This is a genomic window from Xanthomonas sp. XNM01, assembly GCF_014851915.1.
Taxonomy (GTDB): Bacteria; Pseudomonadota; Gammaproteobacteria; order Xanthomonadales; family Xanthomonadaceae; genus Pseudoxanthomonas.
Genome location: NZ_JACVAP010000001.1, coordinates 830,273 through 855,677 on the forward strand (window position 1 = coordinate 830,273; position 25,405 = coordinate 855,677).

General features: G+C 69.7%; 29 protein-coding genes. 14 read left to right on the forward strand and 15 right to left on the reverse strand.

Going from position 1 to position 25,405, the window contains the following annotated elements:
* Positions 1-99 precede the first annotated feature (99 nt).
* The 5 genes from IB242_RS03665 (at position 100) to IB242_RS03685 (ending at position 5,357) form a co-directional block, all read left to right on the forward strand.
* Positions 100-1,230 carry a polyamine ABC transporter substrate-binding protein gene (locus tag IB242_RS03665; protein WP_192275969.1) on the forward strand — a complete coding sequence of 377 codons (1,131 nt, stop codon included), beginning with the start codon at positions 100-102 and terminating at the stop codon, positions 1,228-1,230.
* An 83-nt stretch (positions 1,231-1,313) separates the two neighbouring features.
* A complete protein-coding gene (gene potA / locus IB242_RS03670; RefSeq protein ID WP_192275970.1) occupies positions 1,314-2,438 on the forward strand; it encodes a polyamine ABC transporter ATP-binding protein in 1,125 nt (374 codons plus the stop codon).
* Complete coding sequence (locus tag IB242_RS03675; protein WP_192275971.1) at positions 2,435-3,346, forward strand: ABC transporter permease subunit; 912 nt, start codon at positions 2,435-2,437, stop codon at positions 3,344-3,346. The genes potA and IB242_RS03675 overlap by 4 nt, the downstream gene beginning before the upstream one ends.
* Positions 3,346-4,191, forward strand: coding sequence for an ABC transporter permease subunit (locus IB242_RS03680; protein ID WP_192277691.1), 846 nt, complete (start codon positions 3,346-3,348; stop codon positions 4,189-4,191). The genes IB242_RS03675 and IB242_RS03680 overlap by 1 nt, the downstream gene beginning before the upstream one ends.
* Before the next feature lie 308 nt (positions 4,192-4,499).
* Complete coding sequence (locus IB242_RS03685; protein ID WP_192275972.1) at positions 4,500-5,357, forward strand: pirin family protein; 858 nt, start codon at positions 4,500-4,502, stop codon at positions 5,355-5,357.
* Between the two features lie 56 nt (positions 5,358-5,413).
* Here the strand turns inward: IB242_RS03685 and IB242_RS03690 are convergent, their stop codons facing one another.
* From IB242_RS03690 to IB242_RS03705, 4 genes are all read right to left on the reverse strand, one after another.
* Positions 5,414-5,821, reverse strand: a complete 408-nt coding sequence (locus tag IB242_RS03690) for a hypothetical protein (RefSeq protein WP_343237080.1) — start codon at positions 5,819-5,821, stop codon at positions 5,414-5,416.
* Between the two features lie 254 nt (positions 5,822-6,075).
* Positions 6,076-6,582, reverse strand: a complete 507-nt coding sequence (locus IB242_RS03695) for a DUF4426 domain-containing protein (protein ID WP_192275974.1) — start codon at positions 6,580-6,582, stop codon at positions 6,076-6,078.
* A gap of 10 nt (positions 6,583-6,592) precedes the next feature.
* Positions 6,593-7,426 carry a pyrroline-5-carboxylate reductase gene (gene proC, locus IB242_RS03700; RefSeq protein WP_192275975.1) on the reverse strand — a complete coding sequence of 278 codons (834 nt, stop codon included), beginning with the start codon at positions 7,424-7,426 and terminating at the stop codon, positions 6,593-6,595.
* A 22-nt stretch (positions 7,427-7,448) separates the two neighbouring features.
* Positions 7,449-8,141, reverse strand: coding sequence for a YggS family pyridoxal phosphate-dependent enzyme (locus IB242_RS03705; RefSeq protein ID WP_192275976.1), 693 nt, complete (start codon positions 8,139-8,141; stop codon positions 7,449-7,451).
* 105 nt (positions 8,142-8,246) lie between these two features.
* Here IB242_RS03705 and IB242_RS03710 point away from each other — a divergent pair, with 105 nt between their 5' ends.
* The 3 genes from IB242_RS03710 (at position 8,247) to IB242_RS03720 (ending at position 11,860) form a co-directional block, all read left to right on the forward strand.
* Positions 8,247-9,284 carry a type IV pilus twitching motility protein PilT gene (locus tag IB242_RS03710; RefSeq protein ID WP_192275978.1) on the forward strand — a complete coding sequence of 346 codons (1,038 nt, stop codon included), beginning with the start codon at positions 8,247-8,249 and terminating at the stop codon, positions 9,282-9,284.
* 106 nt (positions 9,285-9,390) lie between these two features.
* The gene (locus IB242_RS03715) at positions 9,391-10,521 is read left to right on the forward strand and encodes a PilT/PilU family type 4a pilus ATPase (protein WP_192275980.1); all 1,131 of its coding nucleotides are present in this window, start codon (positions 9,391-9,393) and stop codon (positions 10,519-10,521) included.
* A 664-nt stretch (positions 10,522-11,185) separates the two neighbouring features.
* Positions 11,186-11,860: a YitT family protein gene (locus IB242_RS03720; RefSeq protein ID WP_192277693.1), complete on the forward strand. Its 675-nt coding sequence runs from the start codon at positions 11,186-11,188 to the stop codon at positions 11,858-11,860.
* Here the strand turns inward: IB242_RS03720 and IB242_RS03725 are convergent.
* The 3 genes from IB242_RS03725 to IB242_RS03735 all read right to left on the reverse strand — a co-directional run bounded on the left by IB242_RS03725 (position 11,857) and on the right by IB242_RS03735 (position 15,171).
* A complete protein-coding gene (locus IB242_RS03725; RefSeq protein WP_192275982.1) occupies positions 11,857-12,747 on the reverse strand; it encodes a DUF72 domain-containing protein in 891 nt (296 codons plus the stop codon). The genes IB242_RS03720 and IB242_RS03725 overlap by 4 nt on opposite strands.
* Positions 12,748-12,820: 73 nt before the next feature.
* Positions 12,821-13,366, reverse strand: a complete 546-nt coding sequence (locus IB242_RS03730; RefSeq protein WP_192275984.1) for a DNA-3-methyladenine glycosylase I — start codon at positions 13,364-13,366, stop codon at positions 12,821-12,823.
* A 2-nt stretch (positions 13,367-13,368) separates the two neighbouring features.
* Positions 13,369-15,171, reverse strand: coding sequence for a DUF4153 domain-containing protein (locus IB242_RS03735; protein ID WP_192275985.1), 1,803 nt, complete (start codon positions 15,169-15,171; stop codon positions 13,369-13,371).
* Positions 15,172-15,255: 84 nt separating this feature from the next.
* Here IB242_RS03735 and IB242_RS03740 point away from each other — a divergent pair, with 84 nt between their 5' ends.
* From IB242_RS03740 to IB242_RS03765, 6 genes are all read left to right on the forward strand, one after another.
* On the forward strand, positions 15,256-15,822 hold the full coding sequence (locus IB242_RS03740) for a YqgE/AlgH family protein (RefSeq protein ID WP_192275986.1): 567 nt from the start codon (positions 15,256-15,258) through the stop codon (positions 15,820-15,822).
* Positions 15,815-16,285 (forward strand): Holliday junction resolvase RuvX, encoded by a 471-nt coding sequence (ruvX, locus tag IB242_RS03745; RefSeq protein WP_192275987.1) that lies wholly within the window; start codon positions 15,815-15,817, stop codon positions 16,283-16,285. Before IB242_RS03740 ends, ruvX begins: the two co-directional genes overlap by 8 nt.
* 101 nt (positions 16,286-16,386) lie before the next feature.
* Positions 16,387-17,334, forward strand: a complete 948-nt coding sequence (locus IB242_RS03750; protein WP_192275988.1) for an aspartate carbamoyltransferase catalytic subunit — start codon at positions 16,387-16,389, stop codon at positions 17,332-17,334.
* An 89-nt stretch (positions 17,335-17,423) separates the two neighbouring features.
* Positions 17,424-17,873, forward strand: coding sequence for a hypothetical protein (locus tag IB242_RS03755; RefSeq protein ID WP_225540002.1), 450 nt, complete (start codon positions 17,424-17,426; stop codon positions 17,871-17,873).
* Between the two features lie 37 nt (positions 17,874-17,910).
* Positions 17,911-18,495, forward strand: a complete 585-nt coding sequence (locus IB242_RS03760) for a DUF3916 domain-containing protein (RefSeq protein ID WP_192275989.1) — start codon at positions 17,911-17,913, stop codon at positions 18,493-18,495.
* 283 nt (positions 18,496-18,778) lie between these two features.
* Positions 18,779-19,012, forward strand: a complete 234-nt coding sequence (locus tag IB242_RS03765; protein ID WP_192275990.1) for a hypothetical protein — start codon at positions 18,779-18,781, stop codon at positions 19,010-19,012.
* Positions 19,013-19,151: 139 nt separating this feature from the next.
* Here the strand turns inward: IB242_RS03765 and IB242_RS03770 are convergent, their stop codons facing one another.
* The 8 genes from IB242_RS03770 to IB242_RS03805 form a co-directional block, all read right to left on the reverse strand.
* Positions 19,152-19,421: a hypothetical protein gene (locus IB242_RS03770; protein ID WP_192275992.1), complete on the reverse strand. Its 270-nt coding sequence runs from the start codon at positions 19,419-19,421 to the stop codon at positions 19,152-19,154.
* Positions 19,422-19,455: 34 nt separating this feature from the next.
* On the reverse strand, positions 19,456-19,857 hold the full coding sequence (locus tag IB242_RS03775) for a GFA family protein (protein ID WP_192275994.1): 402 nt from the start codon (positions 19,855-19,857) through the stop codon (positions 19,456-19,458).
* 25 nt (positions 19,858-19,882) lie between these two features.
* Positions 19,883-20,713: a prolyl oligopeptidase family serine peptidase gene (locus IB242_RS03780; RefSeq protein WP_225540004.1), complete on the reverse strand. Its 831-nt coding sequence runs from the start codon at positions 20,711-20,713 to the stop codon at positions 19,883-19,885.
* Between the two features lie 13 nt (positions 20,714-20,726).
* Positions 20,727-21,383 (reverse strand): cold shock and DUF1294 domain-containing protein, encoded by a 657-nt coding sequence (locus IB242_RS20810; RefSeq protein ID WP_192275996.1) that lies wholly within the window; start codon positions 21,381-21,383, stop codon positions 20,727-20,729.
* 4 nt (positions 21,384-21,387) lie between these two features.
* Complete coding sequence (mgtE, locus tag IB242_RS03790) at positions 21,388-22,749, reverse strand: magnesium transporter (protein ID WP_192275998.1); 1,362 nt, start codon at positions 22,747-22,749, stop codon at positions 21,388-21,390.
* Positions 22,750-22,966: 217 nt separating this feature from the next.
* Positions 22,967-24,679 (reverse strand): phosphoenolpyruvate--protein phosphotransferase, encoded by a 1,713-nt coding sequence (gene ptsP, locus IB242_RS03795; protein WP_192276000.1) that lies wholly within the window; start codon positions 24,677-24,679, stop codon positions 22,967-22,969.
* 49 nt (positions 24,680-24,728) lie between these two features.
* Complete coding sequence (locus tag IB242_RS03800; RefSeq protein WP_192276002.1) at positions 24,729-24,998, reverse strand: HPr family phosphocarrier protein; 270 nt, start codon at positions 24,996-24,998, stop codon at positions 24,729-24,731.
* Positions 24,991-25,383: a PTS fructose IIA subunit family protein gene (locus IB242_RS03805; protein ID WP_192276004.1), complete on the reverse strand. Its 393-nt coding sequence runs from the start codon at positions 25,381-25,383 to the stop codon at positions 24,991-24,993. The genes IB242_RS03800 and IB242_RS03805 overlap by 8 nt, the downstream gene beginning before the upstream one ends.
* Positions 25,384-25,405 lie beyond the last annotated feature (22 nt).

Consider the following 25,405-nt stretch of genomic DNA (forward strand, 5'->3'; position numbering starts at 1 on the left):
GAAGGGGGACGACGGGGAGGGGAACCCGTGGACGCCTGCCCGTACGGTGGCGTCGTTGAACAACCGACATGCCCTTGGGGGCGCTTGGGAGTCGCAACGATGGAACTGCGCTTGAAGGTGGTGCTGATGGCGGCCGTGCTGGCTGCCGGGTGTGGGGGTCCGGGGGGCGACGCGGACGCGCCGGCCGCGGACGGTAGGGCGGGCGGCGGCGTGCTGCACGTCTACAACTGGTCGGACTACATCGCCGAGGACACGGTCCCCGGTTTCGAGAAAGCCACGGGAACCCGGGTCACCTACGGCGTCTTCGACAGCAACGAGGTGCTGGAAGCCAGGCTGCTGGCGGGCGGGAGCGGCTTCGACGTCGTCGTGCCGTCGCTGCAGTTCCTCGGCCGGCAGATCCAGGCCGGCGTGTTCCAGCCGTTGGACAAGACCAGGCTGAAGAACTACGCCAACCTCGACCCGGCGCTGATGGAGCGCATCGCGGTGCAGGACCCGGGTAACCGCCATGCGGTGCCCTACCTGTGGGGGACCACCGGCATCGGCTACAACGTGGACCGGCTGACCGCCGCGTTCGGTAACACCGACATCGCCTCCAGCTGGGACCTGGTGTTCAAGCCGGAGAACATCGCCAGGATGAAGGACTGCGGAGTGATGTTCCTGGACACGCCTTCGGAACTGCTGCCGATCGCGCTGAACTACCTGGGCGAGGATCCCAACAGCACCAACCCGGACGTGATCCAGAAAGGCGCCGACCTGCTCAAGACGGTGCGTCCCTACATCCAGACCTTCCATTCCAGCCAGTACATCGACGCGCTGGCCAACGGCAGCGCCTGCCTGGTGATCGGCTGGTCGGGCGATGTGCTGCAGGCGCGCGACCGCGCCGAGGAGGCCGGCAACGGAGTCAAGGTGGCCTATTCGATTCCGAAGCAGGGCACGGCGATGTTCTTCGACATGCTGGCGATCCCGAAGGACGCCAAGAACCTGGACAACGCCTACGCCTTCATCGACTACCTGCTGCGACCCGAGGTGGCCGCGGCCAACACCAACTACGTGAGCTACCCCAATCCGGTCAAGTCCTCGCTGTCGCTGGTGGACGAGGCCATCCGGGACGATCCGACCATCTATCCACCAGCCGACGTGGCCGCCAAACTGTTCACCCTGGCGGTGGTGCCGCCGGAGGTCGACCGCCAGTACACGCGGCTGTGGACCGAACTGAAGACCGGCCGTTGACGCACCGGCGACACGGGCGCGTGCGAGGGTCGAGGGCATAACGTGCGGGCCGGCGAGGGCCCGCCGACGGGACTGGAGTGGTCATGGCGTCAGGCAACGAGCGGGTCGGGGACAGCGGGGTCGAGGGTTATCTGCGCATCGAGAGCGTGCGCAAGGAATTCGACGGATTCGTCGCGGTCGACGACGTCACGCTGGACATCCGCAAGGGCGAAATCTTCGCGCTGCTGGGCGGGTCGGGCAGCGGCAAGTCCACGCTGCTGCGCTGCCTGGCCGGCTTCGAGACCCCGACAAGGGGCCGGATCATCCTCGACGGCGAGGTCATGAACGAGCTGCCGCCGTACGAGCGGCCGATGAACATGATGTTCCAGTCCTACGCGCTGTTCCCGCACATGACGGTGGAGCAGAACATCGCGTTCGGCCTCAAGCAGGACCGGATGCCGAAGGACGCCATCCGCGCGCGCGTGGCCGAGATGCTGGAACTGGTGCAGCTGGGCAGGCTGGCGACGCGCAAGCCGCACCAGCTTTCTGGTGGCCAGCAGCAGCGCGTGGCGCTGGCGCGCTCGCTGGCCAAGGGGCCGAAGCTGCTGCTGCTGGACGAGCCGATGGGCGCGCTGGACAAGAAGCTGCGTTCGCGGATGCAGCTGGAACTGGTCAACATCATCGAAGGCTCGGGCGTGACCTGCGTGATGGTCACCCACGACCAGGAAGAGGCGATGACCATGGCCACGCGCATCGCGCTGATGGACCAGGGCTGGATCCAGCAGGTCGGCAAGCCCGACGACATCTACGAGCAGCCGGCCAACCGCTTCGCCGCCGAGTTCATCGGTTCGGTCAACCTGGTCGACGGCGTGATCGACGAGGACCTGCCCGAGTACGTGACGCTGAAGACGCCGGCGTTCCCGGCCACGATCTACATCGGCCACGGCATCACCGGCTTCGAAGGCCAGCAGGTGGCGTTCGCGCTGCGCCCGGAGAAGCTGGAGATCGGCAAGGACGAGCCGGCGCAGCCGCACAACAAGGCGCAGGGCACGATCGAGGACATCGCCTATTTCGGCAGCCATTCGGTCTACCACGTGCGTCTGCCCAGCGGGATCAAGCTGATGGCCAACTTCACCAACCGCGAGCGCTGGGCCAGCGAAGGCATGACCTGGGGCGACACCGTGTGGGTCAGCTGGCGCGAGAACGACGGCGTGGTGCTGACCTCATGAGCGCGCGCGGGCTCACACGCTTCCTGCCCGGCGGCCGCTGGCTGGTGATCGCCGGCCCGTTCCTGTGGCTGGCGCTGTTCTTCGCGATCCCGTTCCTGATCGTGCTGAAGATCTCGTTCTCGCGGCTGGCCATCGCGATGCCGCCGTACACGCCCATCCTGGAATACGTCGACAACGCGCTGACGATGCGCCTGAACCTGGGCAACTACGCGGCGATCTTCGCCGACTCGCAGTACGCGCTGGCCTATGCCAGCTCGATCAAGATTGCGGCGATTTCGACCCTGTGCTGCCTGCTGATCGGCTACCCGATGGCCTACGTGATCGCGCGGATGAAGCCGTCCACGCGCAACATCGCACTGATGGCGGTGGTGCTGCCGTCGTGGACCTCGTTCCTGATCCGGGTCTATGCCTGGATCGGCATCCTCGACGCCAACGGCATCCTCAACCGCACCCTGATGTCACTGGGAATCATCGACACGCCGCTGCGCATCCTCTACACCCCGACCGCGGCCTACATCGGCATCGTCTACTGCTACCTGCCGTTCATGGTGCTGCCGCTGTACGCCAACCTGGTCAAGCTCGACAACCGCCTGCTGGAAGCGGCCTACGACCTCGGCGCCAGGCCGTGGCAGGCGTTCCTGCGGATCACCCTGCCGCTGTCGCGCGCGGGCATCATCGCCGGCTGCATGCTGGTGATGATCCCGGCGGTGGGCGAGTTCGTGATCCCAGAGATGCTGGGTGGGCCGGACACGCTGATGATCGGCCGCGTGCTGTGGGGCGAGTTCTTCAACAACCGCGACTGGCCGGCCGCGTCGGCGGTGGCGATCGTGATGCTGTGCCTTCTGCTGGTGCCGATCCTGATCTTCAACCACGTGCAGCAGAAGCAGATGGAGGGGCGGCTGACATGATGAAGCCGGCATTCGGCCAACGCACGCTGAGCTGGGCCGTGCTTGCGCTCGGTTTCGCCTTCCTGTACCTGCCGATCGTGCTGCTGGTGGTGTACTCGTTCAATTCCTCGCGCCTGGCCACGGTCTGGGCCGGCTTCTCGGTGAAGTGGTACGGCGAGCTGCTGCGCGACCGGCAGATGCTGGACGCGGCCTGGGTCAGCCTGCGCATCGCGTTCTGGACCGCGACCGCGGCCACCGTGATCGGCACCCTCGGCGCGATGGTGATGACGCGCTTCCGGCGCTTTCCCGGCAAGACCTTCTTCGGCGCGCTGATCACCGCGCCGCTGGTGATGCCCGAGGTCATCATCGGCCTGTCGATCCTGCTGATGCTGGTCTCGGTCGGCGCCGCGCTGGGCATCCCGTCCAAGGGCATGGTCGCGATCTGGATCGCGCACGTGACCCTGACCGTGTCGTTCGTGACCGTGGTGGTGTCCTCGCGCCTGCAGGAACTGGACAAGTCGCTGGAAGAGGCGGCGATGGACCTGGGCGCGAACCGGCTGAAGGTGTTCTTCCTGATCACCCTGCCGATCATCGCGCCGGCGCTGATGAGCGGCTGGCTGCTGGCGTTCACCCTGTCGCTGGACGACGTTGTCATCGCCAGCTTCGTCGCCGGCCCGGACTCGACCACGCTGCCGATCAAGGTGTTTTCCTCGGTACGGCTGGGCGTGAGCCCGAAGATCAACGCGCTGGCCACGCTGCTGATCATGGCGGTGTCGCTGGCCGCGGTGGTCGGCTGGTGGCTGATGTACCGCGAGGAGAAGCGGCGCCAGCGCGACATGCAGCTGGCGCTGCAGGAGAACGGCTGACGGCGGCAGCGCCGGCCCGGGCGCGGTGACATGACCGCGTGCGGGTGCGAGGGCGTGATTCCTGTGCGGGGCGGGGCGATCCGGTCCGGCACGCGGGGCTCCGGTGCCGCGTGCGTGGGGCGATGCATGCTGCCCCGCGTTGCCGCCGTCCACCCTCGGACGGCCTGCGGCGTCGTTTCAGCATCGCAATGCAATGTGAGCCACGCCTTGCCTTTGTTTCATTTTTGAAACGAATGATGCTGTGGCGGCCGGTTTATTCCATTTGCAGTGGCGGCCATCATCACCGCACCCCAAGACGAGGCATCGCCATGAACACCGCCAGCCGTGAACCCGCCCGCATCCTCCGTCGCGTGGTCGGTCGTGCCGCCTCCGATGGCGCCGGCGTTCGCCTGACCCGCGTGATCGGCGGCCCGGACCTGCCGGATCTGGATCCGTTCCTGCTGCTGGACGAGTTCGGCACCGACAAGGCCGAGGATTACCTCGCCGGCTTCCCGAGCCATCCGCACCGCGGCTTCGAGACCGTCACCTACATGCTCGACGGGCGCATGCGGCACAAGGACAACCACGGCAACGAAGGGCTGCTGACGCCCGGCAGCGTGCAGTGGATGACCGCCGGCCGCGGCCTGATCCACTCGGAGATGCCCGAGCAGGAGGCCGGCCTGATGCGTGGCTTCCAGCTGTGGGTGAACCTGCCGGCGCGCGAGAAGATGACCGACCCGCGCTACCAGGAGTTCGCGCCGGAGAGGATCCCGGTGGTGCATCCGGCCGACGGTGTCGAGGTCAAGGTGATCGCTGGCGAGGTCGACGGCGTCGCCGGGCCGATCGCGCAGCCCGCCACCGATCCGGTCTACCTGGACATCGCCCTGCAGCCGGGCCGACGCTGGGAACACGCGCTGCCGGCGGGGCACAACGCCTTTGCCTATGTGTTCGAAGGCGGGCTGGAGGTCGGGCAGGGCGAGGATGCGCGGGCGCTGCAGCAGCGCGAGCTGGCCGTGCTCGGCGCCGGCGAGCTGCTGCAGCTGCAGGCCGGTGCCGACGGCGCACGCCTGATCCTGGTCGCCGGGCGCCCGCTGCGCGAGCCGGTGATGCGGCACGGCCCGTTCGTGATGAACACCAGGCAGGAACTGATGCAGGCCTTCGTCGATTACCAAGAAGGCCGCTTCTGACGAACGTCGGATGAGTTCGGGGCGCCGCGCATGCGTGGCGCCCCGCGAGCTGCGGCTCAGTCCAGCGCGATGCCCTGGGCCAGTGCCAGCGAACGCTGCAGCGCCTCCGGATCCGGCGCGTCGACCCAGATCTGGGCGTAACGGTCCTTGCCCAGTTCGATAACCGTGACCCGCTTCTCCTCGCCGGTGCTGACGGCGATGTCGGGCTCGTACCAGTACATCTCGTGGCTGCCGATCCGGCCTTCTTCCTGCCGGTTGCGCCGCCGCGGCGAGATCGTCGGCTTGTCGGTGAGCATCACGCCGAACACCTGGCGCCCATCGGTGGCGACCGCGCGGCAGACCAGGAAACCGCTGCCTGGTTGCTGCTCCCAGCTCAGCGGGGCGCCGGCTGGCAGCTCCGGGCAGGTCTGCTGGGCCTGGGCGTTCCAGGCGACGCCGGCCAGAGCCAGCACTGTCCACTGCACGATGCGCATTCGATAACCCCCGTCGGCCCCTTGGATGGGCGAGCTCCTGGTTGGCGTGCGTGGCCGGTGCGGTCGTCGCGATGCACCGGCGCGTCCTGCAGCGGCACGCGTTGCATGTCGGCCGTCGATGGCGTTCCACCACGCAGGCCGTCCCCGCACCGGACCTTACCGGGCGCGATGCTGCGTTGCAACGTGGCGGGCCGGTGGCGACGGCGGCGAGGCTGCGCGCTGGCCGGACGCGCAGGCGCCCGGCGTCAGAAGCTGCGTTCGAAGCGGAAGCGCTGCTGGCGGCCGTCGACCACCGCCTCCACATCGATCCTCAACGTGTCGTGGCGGCTGGTGGCGACGATGCCGACGTGGTCGGTGTAGTCGCCGGTGCGGATGCTGCGCAGGGCGACGTCCTGCATCCGGCCACTGAGGTCGCGCACGCGGGCGCTCACCCGCTCCGCGTTGGCCGGCAGCTCGCCTTCGGAGGTCTGCCGGCGTATCGCGACCACCAGCAACGCGCTGCCGTCGCGGCGCTCCACCGCGTACTCGCGTGCCATCGCGTCTCCCAGCGACAGCGTCGGCAACAGGTTGTAGCGGGCCAGGTGGCCATCGCCGAGTTCGGCCATCGCCGGCTCGGGGGCGAGCACGCGTGCCGCCCGGGGCGCTTCCTGGGCGGTGCAGGCGCCCAGCAGCAGGCAGGCGATGCCGGCCGCGAGCAGGCGCGGCAGCTGGCGGCAACGGCGCGTCGCGGGCACGGTGGACAAGGTCTGCATGGCCGGCCCCTCAGTCGCCGCGCGCCAGGGCCGCGCCGCGCAGGCGGGCGGCATGCACCGCATCGGCGACCAGCGCGCTGAAACCTCCTTGGGCGAAGCTGTCCAGCGCGGCCTGGGTGGTGCCGCCCGGCGAGGTGACGCGCCGCCGCAGCTCTTCGGGGGCGGCACCGTCCTCGACCAGCATGCGGCCGGCGCCGAGCAGGGTCTGCACCACCAGGGTGCGCGCATCGTCGGCGGCCAGTCCCTCGGCGATGGCCGCGCGTTCCATCGCTTCGGCCAGCAGGAACACGTAGGCCGGGCCGCTGCCGGAGACCGCGGTGACCGCATCGATCAGCGATTCCTCATCCACCCAGACCGTGGCGCCGGCACTGCGCAGCAGCGCCTCGGCGGCCGCGCGCTGGCGCGCATCGACGCCTGCGCCGGCGAACAGCCCGGTCACGCCGGCACCGAGCAGGGCGGGCGTATTGGGCATGCAGCGCACCACCGGGAGGTCGTCGCCCAGCCACTGCTGCAGCCGCGCGACCGGCGTGCCGGCGGCGATGGAGACCAGCAGCGGCCGCTGCCGTCGCGCGCTGTCGGCGAGCGGCGCGCAGGCGGCCTGCATGATCTGCGGCTTCACCGCGAGCATCCAGGTGTCGCAGCCGGTCACGGCCTGCCGCGCGTCGTCGAACACCGCGATGCCGAAATCGGCGGCCAGCGCGTCGCGGGTGGCGGCGACCGGGTCGGCCACGCGGATGCGCTCCGGTGCCATGCCCTGGCGGCGCAGCCCGCCGATCAGGCTGCGTGCCATGTTGCCGCCGCCGATGAAGGCGATGCTGCCGTCGGGCAGGCCGTGTGCACTCATGCATCCACTCCGTTGAACGGGATCAGGGGGTTCGCGGCGGGCGCGCGCCGAACAGCGCGGTACCGACCCGCACCATCGTCGCGCCTTCCGACACCGCGACGGGAAAGTCGTCGCTCATGCCCATCGACAGCGTGTCCACGCCGGGGTACCGGGCGGCCAGCGCTTCGAACAGGTCGCGCATCCGGCGGAACGCCGGACGCCGCCGTTCCGGATCGGGATGGGGCACCGGGATGGCCATCAGGCCGCGCAGGCGCAGCGTGGGCTCGGCGACGACGTGCGTGGCGAGGGACGCCACGTCGGCCGGCGTGCAGCCACCCTTGCCGGGTTCGTCCTCCACGTTGACCTGCAGCAGGACGTTCAGCGGTGCGCGTTCGCCGCCGCGGTGACGCGCCAGCGCCGCGATCACGCTGGGCCGGTCCAAGCTCTGCACCCAGTCGAAGGTCGCCGCGGCCAGCGCGGCCTTGTTCGACTGCAGGTGGCCGATCAGGTGCCACTCCAGCCCGGCATCGAGCGTGGCCGGCAGCGCCTGGCGTTTGGCCGCGGCTTCCTGCACGTAGTTCTCGCCGAACGCGCGCTGGCCGGCCGCGGCCAGCCTGGCGACCGCGTCGGCGTCCTGCATCTTGGAAACGGCGAGCAGGTCCGGAACCGGCCGCCGCGCGGCCAGCGCCGCGTCCCGGATCCTGTGGAGCACCTCGTCGAGCCGGTTGTCGGGCATGGTCCGTGCGGTCGCTTGCGTGTACGTGTGGAGCGTTATACTGCCGGCCGGGGACAAATCGCACCAGCTCCGCTGAATTGCGGGCTTTCATGGGGAAACGTAGTCATGGATATCGCCGAACTGCTGGCGTTCTCGGTCAAGAACAAGGCCTCCGACCTGCACCTGTCCGCGGGACTGCCGCCGATGATCCGCGTCGACGGCGACGTGCGCCGCATCAACGTGCCGGCGCTGGACCACAAGCAGGTGCACGCGCTGGTCTACGACATCATGTCGGACAAGCAGCGCCGCGACTACGAAGAATTCCTCGAGGTCGACTTCTCGTTCGAGATCCCGTCGCTGGCGCGTTTCCGCGTCAATGCGTTCAACCAGAACCGTGGTGCCGGTGCGGTGTTCCGCACCATTCCCTCCGACGTGCTGACCCTGGAGGACCTGGGCTGCCCGCCGATCTTCCGCGAGCTGATCAACCAGCCGCAGGGCCTGATCCTGGTGACCGGCCCGACCGGTTCGGGCAAGTCGACCACGCTGGCGGCGATGGTGGATCACATCAACAAGAACGAGTACGGCCACATCCTCACCGTCGAGGATCCGATCGAGTTCGTGCACACCTCGCAGAAGTGCCTGATCAACCAGCGCGAGGTGCACCGCGACACGCACGGCTTCAACGAGGCGCTGCGTTCGGCGCTGCGCGAGGATCCGGACTACGTGCTGGTCGGCGAAATGCGCGACCTGGAAACCATCCGCCTGGCGCTGACCGCCGCGGAAACCGGCCACCTGGTGTTCGGCACCCTGCACACCAGTTCGGCGGCCAAGACCATCGACCGCATCATCGACGTGTTCCCGGCAGGCGAGAAGCCGATGGTGCGTTCGATGCTGTCCGAGTCGCTGCGCGCGGTGATCTCGCAGGCGCTGCTGAAGAAGGTCGGCGGCGGCCGTACCGCGGCGTGGGAGATCATGGTCGGCACCCCGGCCATCCGCAACCTGATCCGCGAGGACAAGGTCGCGCAGATGTACTCGTCGATCCAGACCGGCCAGCAGTACGGCATGATGACCCTGGACCAGCATCTGCAGGATCTGGTCAAGCGCGGTCTGGTCACGCGCCAGCAGGCCAAGGACTACGCCAAGGACAAGCGCCTGTTCGAATGACGACGACAGTCGTGAAGAGCCGGGCGTGAAGGAGCGGGGCGGCGTGCTCCGCCTCCCTGTTGTTCCCTTTTCGCCGTTTGCCGTTTCCCACTTCGCAGGCCAGCCCATGAGCACCATCGATTTCACCTCGTTCCTCAAGCTGATGGCGCACCAGAAGGCGTCGGACCTGTTCATCACCGCCGGCATGCCGCCGGCGATGAAGGTGCACGGCAAGATCAGCCCGATCACGCAGACGCCGCTGACGCCGCAGCAGAGCCGCGACCTGGTGCTGAACGTGATGACGCCGGCGCAGCGCGAGGAGTTCGAGAAGACCCACGAGTGCAACTTCGCGATCGGCGTGGCCGGTGTGGGCCGCTTCCGCGTCAGCTGCTTCTACCAGCGAAACCAGGTCGGCATGGTGCTGCGCCGGATCGAGACCAAGATCCCGACCGTGGACGAGCTGAACCTGCCGCCGGTGATCAAGACGCTGGCGATGACCAAGCGCGGCATCATCATCTTCGTCGGCGCCACCGGCACCGGCAAGTCGACCTCGCTGGCGGCGATGATCGGCTACCGCAACCAGAACTCGACCGGCCACATCATCACGATCGAGGATCCGATCGAGTTCGTGCACAAGCACGAGGGCTGCATCATCACCCAGCGCGAGGTCGGCATCGACACCGACAGCTGGGACGCGGCGCTGAAGAACACCCTGCGCCAGGCGCCGGACGTGATCATGATCGGCGAGGTGCGTACCCGCGAGGGCATGGACCACGCGATCGCCTTCGCCGAAACCGGCCACCTGGTGCTGTGCACGCTGCACGCCAACAACGCCAACCAGGCGATGGACCGCATCATCAACTTCTTCCCCGAGGACCGGCGCAGCCAGCTGCTGATGGATCTGTCGCTCAACCTCAAGGGCGTGGTCGCGCAGCAGCTGATTCCCACGCCGGACGGCAAGGGCCGCCGGGTGGCGATGGAGATCCTGCTGGGCACGCCGCTGGTGCAGGACTACATCCGCGACGGCGAGATCCACAAGCTCAAGGAACTGATGAAGGAATCGGTCAACCTGGGCATGAAGACGTTCGACCAGAGCCTGTTCGAGCTCTACCAGGCCGGCGAGATCAGCTACGAGGACGCGCTGCGCTACGCCGACTCGCAGAACGAGGTCCGCCTGCGGATCAAGCTGTCCCAGGGCGGCGATGCGCGCACCCTGGCCCAGGGCCTGGATGGCGTGGAGATCGCGGAACTGCGCTGATCGCGGCACGTCTGCGCTGGAAGCACGATGGGCGACGAACAGGCGCTGCGCGAGCGCCTTGCGGCGATGGAGACCGCCGCGCTGCTCGAAGCCTGGACGCATGAGGAGCGTCTGCCCTGGGCCGAGGCCCTGCTGGCCGATGCGCTCGCCGGTCGTGGCCTGTCCGAAGATGTCCTGCAGCAGCTGAAGCAGCGTCGCGGCAGCGCCGATGCGCCGGCCCGGCCGGATGATGGCGCAGGGCGGGGCGAGGCGCTGTTCATCTGGGCCGCTGCCGGGATGCTGGCGATGGCCCTGTCCGCCGTCGTGGGCGCTCTGGTCGATCGCGAAGCGGACCTGATGGCGGCGCTGGCGGTGATGCTGGTGCCGGTCGAGAGCGCCGGCCGCGGTCTGTGGCGGCAATGGCGCCGACCGCGCGACGCCGTCCGGACCCTGGCCCTGCTGTACCGGGGCGCGGGCCTGGCGCTGTTCGCACTGCTGCTGGTCGGCACGCGCTGGTCGGCGTGTCGCTTGGACGGATGGACGGATGGACGCGTCCGCCGCCGCGGGGGCGGATCAGGTTTCAGATGCAACAACCACCATCGCTGGTGTCTAATACGCGCCTTCTCCCGCGGGTCCCCCACACGTGAGTCTCCCCGATTCGGATCTCCGGCCCGGGCAGGAAGCCCTGCCCGAAGACGGCACCGTCGTCACCTCCGGTCCGCTGACCCCGCCGCCCGACTCGGCCGGGACCGCGGCCGACGACCGCGCGTTTCACCACTCGGTGGCCGAGGACGTGCAGGGCATGGTGCTGGCCACACTGGTGGCCTCGCTCGGGCTGGCGGTGTTCGCCCAGGGCGGCATCATGATCGGCGGCATGGCGGGCGTGGCGTTCCTGGCGCACTACGCGTTCGGCTGGAATTTCGGTCTGGTGTTCGTGCTGGTCAACCTGCCGTTCTACTGGATCGGTGTGCGGCGCATGGGCTGGGAATTCACCCTGAAGACCTTCGCGGCCGTCGGCGCCTGCGGCCTGCTGACCGATCTGCTGCCGCGCTGGGCAGGCTACGCCTACATGGATACGCTGTACGCGGCGCTGGTCGGTGGCGCGCTGTGCGGCCTGGGCATCCTGTTCTTCATCCGCCACCGCGCCAGCCTGGGCGGCGTCGGCATCCTGGCGGTGTACCTGCAGCGCGAACGCGGCATCAGCGCCGGCAAGGTGCAGCTGGCGTTCGATTCGGTGCTGCTGTGCGTGGCCTGCTTCGTGCTGTCGCCCGCGCACGTGATGTATTCGGCGCTGGGCGCGGTGATGCTGAGCCTGGTGCTGATGTTCAACCATCGCCCGCACCGCTACATGGGCGTCTAGCGCGAGCGGTCGATGCGGTCGACGGCAAGCAGCCGGTACAGGCGCTGCGCGTCGAATGGCGCGTCGACCTTGGCATCGTTGTCGAAGTAGCAGTAGACGTCGCGCCGCTGCCGCCTGGCCGGATCCGTGCCCGATATCCGGCGGGCATCGTCGGGCTCGTGGCCATCGGCCCAGCGCCGGATGCGTGCGGCCCAGCGTTCCAGTGCCGGGTCGGAGTAGCGGCCGGTGTAAAGCCGGGTGTCGCCGTGCAGGCGCAGGTAGAGGAAGTCGGCGGTGACGTCTTCCACATGGGGAAAGCGTCCTGCGCTGTCGGATACCACCAGCGCCACGCCGTGCCGGCGCAGCTGGCCGACGAAGGCCTCGTCCAGAAAGCTGTCGTGGCGGATTTCCAGTGCGTGCCGCAGCGGGCGGTTGGGCTGGCCGGGCAGGGCGGTACGCCCGCGCATGCGGTTGCGTTGCCGACGGCGGCCGAGTGCGAGCGCGGCGTCGGTGTCGCGCGGCAGCAGGGCCAGGAACCGTTCGATCAGCTCTGGTGCGTAGCGCAGGCTGGGGGGCAGCTGCCACAGCAGCGGCCCCAGCGTGTCGCCCAGGCAGAGCACGCCGGACGCGAAGAAGTTGGCCAGCGCCGGAGTGGGCTCGCGCAGGCGCAGGATGTGGGTGATGTAGCGCGGCCCTTTGACGGCGAAACGGAAACCGCCAGGTGTGTGTCGGCGCCATGCACTCCAGCTGGCCGGCGACTGCAGCGAGTAGAACGAGCCGTTGATTTCGATGCTCGCCACGCTGCGCGAGGCGTAGTCAAGTTCGCAACGCTGCGGCAGGCCCTCCGGATAGAAGCGGCCACGCCATGGGGCGTAACGCCAGCCCGAGATGCCGATGCGGATCGCCATGCCTGCGATGCTGGCGCACGCATCGGCCGACGCAGGTGAAAAACCGCGCCCCGACTGTGCGGATCGCCTGCCCTCAGGCGCCCTGCGCCTGCATCCAGGCCGGCTTGTGCGCTGCGGCCCGCGCGAACGCCGGGCAGGATGCGCGATGCGCACCGGGCAGGTAACCCAGGCTCATCAGGAACTCGCCGGTGATCTCGCCGCCGGTGAAGCGGAAGGTCTTCTTGAACAGCTTGACCCATTCCGCCTTGGGCAGTGGATGGTGGGCGTCGAGCCAGGCGGCGAAGCTGCCGTGCTCGCGGCGCAGGCGCTGGATCACCTGCGCGTTGTGGATGGCGGCATCGACCTTGAGCCGGTTCCGGATGATGCCGGCGTCGGCGAGCAGCCGCGCACGTTCGGTCTCTCCGTATGCGGCCACCACGTCCACGTCGAAACCGTCGTAGGCGCGGCGGAAGCCCTCGCGCTTCCTCAGCATCGTCTCCCAGCTCAGCCCGGCCTGGTTGATCTCCAGCACCAGCCGCTCGAACAGCTCGGCCTCGCCGCGCTGCGGGAAGCCGTACTCGTGGTCGTGGTAGGGGCCATGCAGCGGATGGCCCGGTGCGCTGTCGCAATAGCCGGACATGGTTACTCCTGTGCCGACGATGGTGGTACGACGAAATCGCTGTCGGAGAGCGGCGTGATGTGCACCGGTTCGCGATCGCCGATCCGGACGAAGGGCCAGCGCGGTTGCAGCAGCTCGACCTCGCCGGCGCGCAGCTGCGCCTGGGTCTGTTCTCCCCAAGCGCTGAACTGGCCGGCGCCCTGCCAGCGGCCATCCTGCCTGGCGTGCAGGATGCAGGATACGAACTCGCCCTCGCCGAGGCTGCAGAGCAGCACTTCATCGCTGCCGTCGCCATCGAAATCGCGCCGCAGCAGCAGGCAGTCGGCACCCCGCCCGAGGCAGGTCAGCGCGGAGACCTTCCTGGCCAGGACCGCCTCCCACCAGGAGGCATCGGCATCGGCCGAGCCGGCGACCGGCACGATCTGCTGCCGCAGGGTGTCCAGGTCGGGTGCGGGGGACACCTCGTTCAAGTGGTCGCTGCTGCCCCAGCGCGTGGTCCGCGCCAGCATCCGTTCGACGCGCGCGCGCGCCTGCGCGTCGCCGGCCACGGCCGGCAGCATGGCGAGTTCCTGCAGGGCGGCGTGGCCCCGGCGGCCGGCGTCGAAGCGCAGGTAACGCAGGTCGTCCTCGTCGAGCTCCGGTGCCGAGGCAGCGAGTCTGGATGCGGTGCTGCCGGCGCCGATGCGGTGCACGTCGAGCAGCGGCGAGTTGACCAGCGCGGCCAGTGCGATCAGGACCAGCGACATCCCCATGTTGACCGGTCGCAGCGGAGCCAGCCATGCATCGTGCCGGCGCAGTACCGCCAGCGCGTAGCCGAACGCATACAGCGCGGCCACCAGCACGATCAGCGCGGCGAGCACCCGCTGCCCGGTCCAGCCGTACTGGTCGATGCGCAGCCACATCGCGTACAGCGCCAGCAGGCCGTAGGCCGGCAGGGCCAGCAGGCCGGCCTCGACCACCCGGCGCAGCCAGGCCGGATACGGGCGTGGCCCCTCGCCATCCTGGTAGACCGCATTGACGAACAGCACCAGCAGCGCGATCACCGCCACCAGCAGCGTCGCGGCCGAGCGTGTACTCCACAGCGAGTCCAGTCCGGTGAAAGGCAGACTGATCGCGAACAGCAGGGCGATGAAGGCCAGCAACGGCAGCAGGCCCTTGAAGATCGCGAACAGGATCTGCCGGGCGACCTGCACCGGACGCTGCTGGGTGCGGCCGATCAGGATGCCGAGGCCGGCCATGGTGCCGGTGGCCAGATGGACGAACGCCTCGCCGCGGAACAGATCGCGGAAGAACGTGACCTGGACCAGTTCGAACAGCTTGCCCCACAGCCCGAGCACCGCCCAGCAGATGCCGGTGAACAGCAGGGCCAGGGCGAGCGTCAGCGCGTTCTGCCAGGCGTGTTCGAACAGGGCCGGATAGGCGGCCCGCCAGCGTCCGCTGGCCAGCCGGCACTGCAGCCAGGGCAGCACCACGAACAGCAGCACCACGACGCTCTGGATGAACGGGCCCAGCACCGCCGATTCGACCACGTCCGGCGCGCCGCTGGCGCTCCAGCCGGTCCAGGCCGCCAACGGCGCCAGCAGCGCGAGCAGCAGGCCGACGTGCTGCCACAGGCGACGGTCGCGCAGCTCGATCACGCTCATCGTCAGCATGGTCGGCACCGCCAGCACCAGCGTGTACCAGCACACCCGGCCCGGCAGCGAGGCGAACGGCCACCATCCCTGCGCCTGTCCCCATTGGGCCAGATACAGCAGCCCGCCCTGGAGCAGGGCGACCAGGACGATGAAGGCGCGGCTGCGGCGCGCGGGAACGGGATCGTGCTGCATGCGACGTCCTGTCGGAGTGGGCGCACGATTATCGCGTGCAAGTCATGTCAGCGCGCAATGCCGTCGCGGCGATAGAATGGCGGCATGACGCTCGTCGAGGACAACCTGGCCAACCAGCTGCTGATCGCGCTGCCGGCGCTGGCCGATCCCAATTTCTCGCGCACCGTCGCCCTGATCTGCCAGCACGACGCGCAGGGGGCGATGGGCGTGGTGGTCAACCGTCCGTCCGAATACACGCTGGGACAGGTGTTCTCGCAGATGGGCATCGAAAGCGCGGACCAGGTGCTGTGCGCGCAGGTCGTGCTGCATGGTGGCCCGGTGCATCCCGAGCGTGGCTTCGTGCTGCATGACGGCGAGCGCGAGTGGGATTCGACGCTGGCGGTGGCGCAGGGCCTGTACCTGACCACCTCGCGCGACATCCTCGAGGCGATGGCCGCCGGCGATGGACCGGCGCACGCGGTGGTGGCGCTGGGCTGTGCGGGCTGGGGCGAAGGCCAGCTGGAGCACGAGCTGGGCGAGAACACCTGGTTGACCGCGCCGCCGGATACCGAACTGCTGTTCGAACTGCCGCTGGAGCGGCGCTGGCAGACGGCGGCCGGCCGGATCGGCGTGGACCTGTTCCGCATGACCGATTACAGCGGACATGCCTGAGTCCGCCACGCCACCGCGTCCGCCTGCCGATGGCATCGTGCTCGGTTTCGATGTCGGCGCACGCCGGATCGGCGTGGCGCTCGGCAGCCCGCTCGGTGGCGCCCGCGCGCTGGCCGTGGTCGACGTGCATGCCAACGGCCCGGACTGGGCCGCGGTGGACCGGCTGCAGCGCGAGTGGCGCCCGGGCGGTTTCGTGGTCGGCGATCCGATGACGCTGGACGGTGGCGACCAGCCCGCGCGCAAGCGGGCCCGTGCCTTCGCCCAGACCCTGCGCGAGCGCTACCGCCTGCCGGTGGTACTGGTCGACGAACGCTCCAGCTCGGTCGAGGCCGCCCAGCGCTTCGCCCGTGAGCGTGCGGCCGGCACCCGCCGGCGACGCGATGCCGAGGCCCTGGATGCCGTCGCCGCCGCCGTCATCATCGACCGCTGGCTGGCCGCCCCGGAGGACGCCCACGCGCTGTAGCGCCGCATCCGGGTGCCAGGCCAGTCCGTCCGTTCCGTTTCGTCCCGCCTTTCCATGCCCTGTGTCGCCGGCACGCCGGCTCCTACTAGCGACCGACCACCATGACGTCACACCAACTCGATTCCGATGGACGCCTGCGCCACCTGCTGACCCTGGACGGCCTGCCACGCACCACGCTGCTGCAGTTGCTCGACCGCGCGGGCCAGATCCGCGATGCGGCGGTGGGCCGGGTCGGCAAGCGCAGCGTGCTGGCCGGCACCGCGGTGTGCACGCTGTTCTTCGAACCGTCCACCCGCACCCGCAGCTCGTTCCACCTGGCCGCGCAGCGCCTCGGCGCCGACGTGCTGAACTTCGACGCCTCGACCTCGTCCACGCGCAAGGGCGAGACCGCGCGCGACACGCTGAAGAACCTCGAGGCGATGGGCGTGCGTGGCTTCGTGATCCGCCATCCTGACGATGGCGCGGTCAAGCGCCTGGCCGACGTGGCCGGCGAGGGCACGGCGCTGATCAATGCCGGCGACGGCCGCAGTGCGCATCCGACCCAGGGTCTGCTCGACATGCTGACACTGCGCCAGGCCAAGGGCAGCGATTTCTCGAAGCTCAAGGTGCTGATGGTCGGCGACGTCAAGCATTCGCGCGTGGCGCGATCGGACCTGCAGGCGCTGCGTACGCTCGGTGCCGGCGAGATCCGTGTCTGCGGCCCGCAGTCGCTGCTGCCCGACGATGGCACCCTGGACGGCTGCACGGTCGGCGACGATTTCGACGCGATGCTCGACGGCGTCGACGCGGTGATGATGCTGCGCCTGCAGCGCGAGCGGATGGAAGAAGGCCTGGTGCCCTCGCTGGAGCAGTACCACGCCGAGTACGGGCTGACCGCGCAGCGCCTGCTGCGTGCCGGTGCCGATGCGGCCGTGCTGCATCCTGGCCCGATCAACCGCGGCGTGGAGATCACCGACGAGGTCGCCGACGGCCCGCAGTCCTGGGTGCTGCGCCAGGTCGCCAACGGCGTGGCGGTGCGCATGGCCGTGCTGGAGATGCTGCTGGGCTGAGGACCTTGCCGGCGCCGGAACGGCGCGCGGCGAACGGCCTGGCGGCGCATCGCCCGGCCGGTACCGTCCAGGATCAGGGAGATCGCGTCGTGTCCAACCACCGTCTGCTGCTGATTCCCGCGGACCCCGACTTCGTTCCAGGTGCCGAGGCCGCCGAGCAGGCGCGTGCGTTCCTGGCCGGACAGGTGCCCGAGGCCGAGGACGTGGCCGCGTTCTTCACCGACCGCGTGGAGTTCTTCAGCCCCGCGGGAAACTGGTCCGGGGTCGAGTGCCCGCACTGCCGGATCGACATCGAACCGTGGTGGGCCGAAGCCATGGATGCGGCCTACGCGACCGGCTTCACCGACCTGTCGGCGGTGACCGCCTGCTGCGGCATGCAGGTCTCGCTCAACCGCCTGCACTACGTCTGGCCGGCCGGGTTCGCCCGCTTCGGGATCGAGGCGACCAACCCCCGCATCCACGATCTGGAGCCTGCTCACCAGCAGCGCATCGCCGAGCTGCTGGGCAGCGCGGTGACCAGGATCTGGGTTCACGCCTGATGTCGGCACCACATGCAGCGCTTGGCGGGACGCGTCCATGGCACGCCGCCTGATCGCGCCGCAGCGCAGGCTGCGCGGTGTCGCACGCCGCCTGCGTGCGCTCCAGCGCTGGCCGCTGGAAGTGGCGGCCGGGTATCCGGACGACGAGGAGTTGCGTGCGGCGCCGCGCTACTGGAACTGGAAGCTGCCGGTCGACCTCAACCTCGTCGAGAGCCGCTGGACCACCGATGCCATCCGCCGCGCCTGCGCGCAGAGCCTGATCGATGCGTGCGCGGCGTTCATCGCCGCCCGCGGCGCGTCGGACGTGGACTGCCGCGTGACCTGCGTGGTGTGCCTGCCGGACCTGTTCACCAGCGAGCTGTGCCTGTACCGCTCGGAGGACTATTTCCGCTCGCATACCTCCGCGTCGGAGGACCGGCACGGACGCTCCTGGCGGATCGAAGGACGCCGGCTGTCGCAGGAATGGGGGCTGCAGCTGCCCGACGGCCTGGGCGAACTGGGCCTCGGGCTGGACTATGCCGATCCGGACAGCGACTGGCGGCTCGCCGGCGAGCGCTGGTACTTCGGCGAGATTGGCCCGCGGGATGATCGGCCACCGGTAGCCGACCTGCCGGCCGCCTGAGCCGGTTGCCGCCGCCGGCCGCGGCGCTGCGCCAGCGTACGGGGCGTGGTCGGTCGGGCGTTCAACGGAGCGCAAGGGATGTCCGCCGGTCGATTGCCTCCGGCACATGACGCGCATGATGCGATACGTGGACCGATGGTCCACCGCTGGCGCGCATGCTGGCGGTATCGGCGTGCCCGTGCGGGATCGCCGCTAGCACGGTGCGAGGGATGGCCGCGTGCCGCAGTCGCGCAGTCGATTACCATCCGGCGCGTGACGCATGGACCGGAGCAGGTGACACGCGATGCCGTTGGGAGATCTCGCCGGGGATGCGCTGGGTGGCGTGTTCCGTTTCATCGGCCGGCTGCTGGCGGAGCTGGTGCTGGAGTTGCTGGTCAAGGGGGCGGGCCGGACCATGCTGCGCATCCTGCGTCCGCGCTCGGAGCCCGGCGATACCGCGGCGACGCTGGCAGGTCTGCTGTTCTGGGCCGTGCTGGTCGCGCTGGCGGTCCTCATCTACCGGGCGACGATGCCCTGAGGTGAGGCGTCCATCGTGCACGGGTGGCGTCGATGTGGGAGTACAGCGACGGCCAAGCGGGGTCGGAGCACCGCGGCGTCCATCAGCGCCAGCAACGGAGCAGCGCGCAGCGGCACCCCGGCAGCCGCCTCTGATTTCCTCAGCTCCGTTCGCGCATGAACGCGTCCAGCACGGCCAGCTGCTCCTGCGCCTCGGGGTTGCCCGCCGCTGCGGCGGCCTGCACGCGTGCCAGATCCGGGTGCAGCACCACCAGCAGGATGTCCTCGCACTGCGGGCAGGCGTATTCGCTCTGGTCGCGATGCGGCTCCAGCGTCATCGCCCGGCTGTCGCCCTGCCATTCGCAGGCGTCGCAGGTGAGCCGGCGCTCGCGCCATCCGCTATGGAAGTAGTCGTCGATCAGCTGGGGCATGGCGGGGCCTGTGGTGATGCGTGGATGGAGCGGTTCAAGGGACGCGGTCCGCGGGGTGGTTGACGCCGTCGTTGGTCGGTACGCCGGCGATCGCGAACGGATCGATGCCGTCCAGGCAGGCGACGTTGTAGCCGTACTGGTGCGGATTGGACCGGCGCTGGTGATGGGTATGGATGCCGCAGCGCGAGCAGAAGTAGTGCTTCGCGGTCCGCGTGTTGAACTGGTAGAGCGTCAGCTGCGCCTGGCCTTCGACGATGCGGATGCCGTCCAGCGGCACCGAGGCGACGATGGTGCCGCGCCGCCGGCACATCGAGCAGTCGCAGCGGCGCGGGTCGACGATGCCATCGGGCAGGTGCAGTTCCAGCACGACCGCCCCGCAGTGGCAGCTGGCGCGATGCCAGGGTAGGACGGCGACGCCGGCGATGGAGGTGAGCATGGAATCTTTCCCGGGAGCGCGGTGGTCAGGGCAGGTGCCGGGCGAACAGCCAGTCCCACAGCGCCGGATCGGCATAGGCCGGGTCCCAGGCATTGTGGCCGGTGCCCGGCAGTTCGGTGTAGCGCACGTCGGCTCCGCGTTCCCGGAGCGCCGCGTACAGGCGACGCGACTGCGCCACCGGCACGACCGGATCGTCCTCGCCATGGAACAGCCAGACCGGAATCCCGGCCAGGCTTGCCGCGGCCTCGGCGAACGGGTCGTTCCCGTGCAGGCTGGCCGCTGCGACCAGCAGCGTGTCCAGGTCGGGCCGCGTTCCCGGCGGGGTGACGCCGCCACAGATCGGCACCACGGCGGCGAACCGGCGCGGATGGCGCAGGGCGAGCTCGATCGCGCCGTAGCCGCCGCGCGACATGCCGGTCAGATAGGTGCGGCTGCGGTCGCCGCCGAACTCGGCGCTGGCCGCGGCCAGCGTGGCCAGTGCCAGGCCGGCGGTCTGGCCTTCCCATGAGGCGCCCTGCGGCGACTGCGGAAACACGACGATCGCCGGGAAGTCGGCGGCGTGCCGCCGCAGCCAGGGGCCGAGCCCGGAGCGGGTCTGCAGGTCGCCATCGTCGCCGCGTTCGCCCGAGCCGTGCAGGAACAGCACGATCGGCAGCGGGCCTTCGCCGTGTCGTTGCGGCACGAACACCTGGTAGCGATGGCGCTGCCCGGCATGCACCAGTTCGCGATGGACGAATCCGTCGCCGGGTGCGGCGTCCGCTGCGTGGGCCTTCATCATGCCGGCGCCCAACAGGCAGGCGAGCAGTGCCATGACATGCAGGCCGCGGGGCAGCGGCCAGGAGCGGGGCAGGGCCATGTCGGAACTCCGTTCATGCGTGGAATCCCCAGAATGCCAAGGCAGCCGTGTGCACCGCGACCACGCACCAGAACACCGCCTGGTAGCCGGATTTGCGGTTCTTGTGACGCAGCGCGCGCTGCGCGAGCAGGGCGCCGGGCCACCCGCCTGCCAGTTCCAGCAGGTGCAGGTGCGCTTCGGGGATGCGTCGGTGGCCGTGCTGCGCCGCGCGCTTGTCCAGCGCATATGCGATCCAGGCGACACCGCTCAGCAGCAGCGACAGGAACAGGATCTCCACCGGCAGCCGACCGCGCTCGATCGCGATGCCAAGCAGGGTGCCGTAAGCCGCCACGACCATGCCGGTCCACAGCCATCCGGCACCGCCGCGCCCGCGCCGCGAGGGCCCGGACCCGCGCTGCTGCCGTGCAGCGCTCCTGCGTGGCCCCGAGGGGCGACGGCGCGCGTCGCGCGGCTGCACTTCATGCGCGCAGGCGCGCCCGTCGCGCTGCGTGGCGGCAACGAAACGCACCGCCTGGCCGGCCAGCGGCCGCGCGCTTCCGCGCCAGTCGCGGACATGGAAGAACAGCCGCGCGGCATTGCCCGCGGCGACGATGAAGCCGAAGCCGCGCGCATCGTTCCAGTCGACGATCTCGCCGGACTGCTGCCTGGAGTGCGTTCCGTGGCGCGTCACGATGTCAGTGCAGCAGGATCAGCGTGGCCAGGCCGAGGAAGCAGAAGAACCCCATCACGTCGGTCACCGCGGTGACGACCACGGTGCCGGCCACCGCCGGATCGACGTTCATCCGTTTGAGCAGCAGCGGCAGCAGCACGCCGGCCGCCGCGGCCGCGCAGAAGTTGATCACCAGCGCCATCGCGATGACCAGCGACAGCGAGAAGCTGCGGAACCAGACCAGCGCGATCAGGCCGACGATGCCGCCGATCAGCACGCCGTTGATCATCGCCACGCGCAGTTCCTTCCACAGCAGGATCCGCGCATTGCTGGCGCCAACCTGGCCCAGCGCGAGGCCGCGCACCATCAGGGTCAGCACCTGCACCGCGGCGTTGCCGCCGATGCCGGCGACGATCGGCATCAGCACCGCCAGCGCGACCACCTTCTCCAGCGTGGCCTCGAACTGGCCGATCACGCCGGCGGCCATGAACGCGGTGAACAGGTTGATGCCCAGCCAGACAACGCGGCCGCGCACGGCACGCCTGATCGGCGAGAACAGGTCCTCGTCCTCGTCCAGGCCGGCGGCGCCCAGCGCCTGGTGCTCGGCCTGCTCGCGGATGATGTCGACCACGTCGTCGATGGTGATGCGGCCGAGCAGGATGTTGTTGTCGTCCACCACCGGCGCGGAGATCCAGTCGTGATCGGAGAACTGCCGCGCCACTTCCTGCGCGCCTTCGCCGACGTCGATCGCCGGCTGCTCGTCGTCGATCAGCCGGTTGATCGGGGTGGTGTCTTCATGGGTGACCAGCGCGGCCAGCGGCACCCGGCCCAGATACTGGTGGCGGCGGCTGACCACGTACAGGTGGTCGGTGTGCTCGGGCAGTTCCCCGCGCAGGCGCAGGTAGCGCAGCACCACGTCGACGTTGACGTCGGCGCGCACGGTGACCACGTCCGGATTCATCAGGCGGCCGGCGCTGTCCTCGGGATAGGACAGCACCTGTTCCAGGCGCTCGCGGTTCTCGCGGTCCATCGACTTGAGGACCTCGTCGATGACCGTGTCCGGCAGGTCCTCGACCAGATCGGCCAGGTCGTCGATGTCCAGGTCTTCGACCGCGGCGACCAGCTCGTCCGGGTCCATGTCCGCGATCAGGCTCTCGCGCACCTCGTCGCCGACGTGCAGCAGCACCTCGCCGTCGTCCTCGGCATCGACCAGACCCCACACCACCTCGCGCTTGCCCGGCGGCAGCGACTCGAGCAGGTTGCCGATCTCGGCGGGGGACAGCGTGTTGACCAGCCGTCGCACCGGACCGAGGCGTCCGCTGTCCAGTGCATCGGACAGCATGCGCAGCTGACGCGCGGTCTTGTCGTGGCGGACGGCTTCGGCCATGCGCGGCTCCGGTTGGGACGGGCGGGGCCGCGACGACAGCCGCGGCGGATCAGGTGGTCATCCGCGCATTATCCGCCCGGCGCCTGGCAATGGATAGAGCGCGCGTCCTGGAAAGCTCATGGCGCCGACGCGCGGGCGGGGGCATGTCCGGTGCAAGGCGGTGTCGTCATGCCAAGGGCAAGGTGCACGCCCCGCCGACGCATGGCGCTGCTGCCGGTCAGGTGACCTTGGACAGCCAGCGCTCGATGCCGGTGCGGTCGCGGGCGCGCAGCAGTGCCTCCGCGCCGGACCGCAACTGGGCCAGGTCGCAGCTGCGGATCGTGCGACGCAGTTCCAGCAGGGTGGTGGGATGCAGGCTGAACTCCCGCAGGCCCAGGGCCAGCAGCAGCGGTGCCAGCCGTGGATCGGCGGCGATCTCGCCGCAGATGCTGACGGGCACCCCGTGCTCTTCACCGGCGCGGATCACGTGCGCGAGCAGGCGCAGGACGCCCGGATGCAGTGGCGAGTAGAGGTCGCCCAGCGCCTCGTTGTTGCGATCGACCGCCAGCAGGTACTGCACCAGATCGTTGGTGCCGATGGCGAGGAACTCCGCGGCATCGATCAGCCCGTGCACGCCGATCGCCGCGGCCGGGACCTCGATCATGGCGCCCAGCGGCGGCGCCTCGGCCGTCAGTCCATGCTTTCGCAGCGCCAGCACCGCCATGCGCAGGCGCCGGCGCACGATCACCAGTTCCTCGCGGCAGCTGACCATCGGCACCAGCACGCGCACTGGGCCATAGGCCGCCGCACGCACGATGGCCCGCAGCTGGGTGTCGAACACCGCATCGTGCAGCAGCGACAGCCGCAGGCCACGCACGCCCAGCGCCGGGTTGTCCTCGTTGGCCAGCGCCAGCCCGGCGCGGTCGGCCTTGTCGGCGCCCAGGTCCAGGGTGCGGAAGGTGACCGGCCGTCCGCTCATGCACAGCACCGCATCGCGGTAGGCGATGAACTGCTCTTCCTCGTCGGGCAGGCTGTCGCGCTGCAGGAACAGGAACTCGGTGCGGTACAGGCCGATGCCGGCCACGCCCAGCTGGTGGGCACGGCTCATGTCCTCGCGCGATTCGGCATTGGCGTACAGCGCGATGTCCACGCCATCGCGGGTCCTGGTCGGCTTGCTGCGCAGCCGCTCCAGCCCGCGCCGCTCGCGCGCCTCCTGCCGTTCGCGTGCGCGATAGGCGGCCAGATCGTCCGGCCCCGGATCGACGACCACGTCGCCGGTCTCGCCATCGACGATCAGCACGTCGCCGTCGTTGATCTTCTGCAGCACGCCGACCGCGCCGACCACCAGCGGCAGGTGCAGGCTGCGCGCCAGGATCGCGCTGTGCGAGAGCGCGCTGCCGGCGCTGCTGACCACGGCGACCAGCCCCTGGGACTGCAGCTGGGCCAGTTCGGCCGGCGACACCATGTCGCAGACCAGGATCTCGCCGGCGGTGCCGCGCGGCTCGGACGGCCGTGCATGCAGGTGCGCGTTGATCCGGCCGATGATCTGGTCCAGGTCGTCCAGCCGGCTGCGCAGATAGGGGTCGTCCATCCGCTCGAACACCGCGGCCAGCCGGTCGCGCTGCACCCGCAGCGCATACGGTGCCGAGCAGCGGTCGCGGCGGATCAGCTCGTCCAGCGCACGGACCAGTTCGGGGTCGTCCAGCAGCAGGGCATGCAGGTCGATGAATTCGACCGCGTCGCCTGCCAGCGCGCCCTGCAGGCGTTCGCGCAGGCTGCGCATTTCCTCGCGGGCCGATGCGATGGCCCGGGCCAGGCGCGCGGCCTCGGCGTCGACCGCGCCCGCCTCGACATGTTGTTCGCCGATGTCCAGGGCATGCGGCGCGCGCACGCGTGCGCGTCCCAGCGCGATTCCGCGCGATGCCCCGTGAGCGGCGAAACTGCGCCTCATCGTCGTGCCGATCGACCGGTGGGGCAGGGGCCGGCGACCGGGCGCATGCTCAGGCTTCCTCGTCGAAGCGTCGTTCGAACAGGGACACCACGGCCTCCATCGCGATGGCCTCGTCCTCGCCGTCGGTACGCACCGTGATCGGCGTGCCGGGCCCGGCGGCCAGCAGCATCACGCCCATGATGCTCTTGGCGTTGACCTCGCGGCCCTTGGCGGCCAGCGTCACCGCGCAGCGGAACGGCGCCAGCTCCTGGACCAGCTTGGCGGTGGCCCGGGCATGCAGGCCCAGGCGGTTGGACACGGTGAGTTCACGTTCAAGCATCGTCGATGATCGCTCCATTGCGCGCGCCCGCCGCCGCGGTGGCGGGCAGTTCGTCCAGTCCCTGTTCCGGATAGTTCATCACCCGCAGCAGCATCGGCAGGCTCAGCGCCGCGACGCGGCGGACCGGCGTGCCGAGGTGAGCGACCCGGGCGGCGAGGTTGCTGGGACTGGCGCCATACAGGTCGGTCAGCACCAGCACGCCATCGCCTCCGTCGACGCGCCGCAGCGCCGCCGAGGCGGCGGGCAGCAACTGGTCGAGATCGGCGTCGAACGGGACTTCGAACGCTTCCGCGCGCAGCGGCAGGTTGCGCAGCAGCGCGGTCGCGACCGCCAGGACCGAGGCGCCGATGCCGGGGTGGGTGATGAGGAGAATGCCACAGGCCATCCGGGAAAGTTAACAGAGCGCC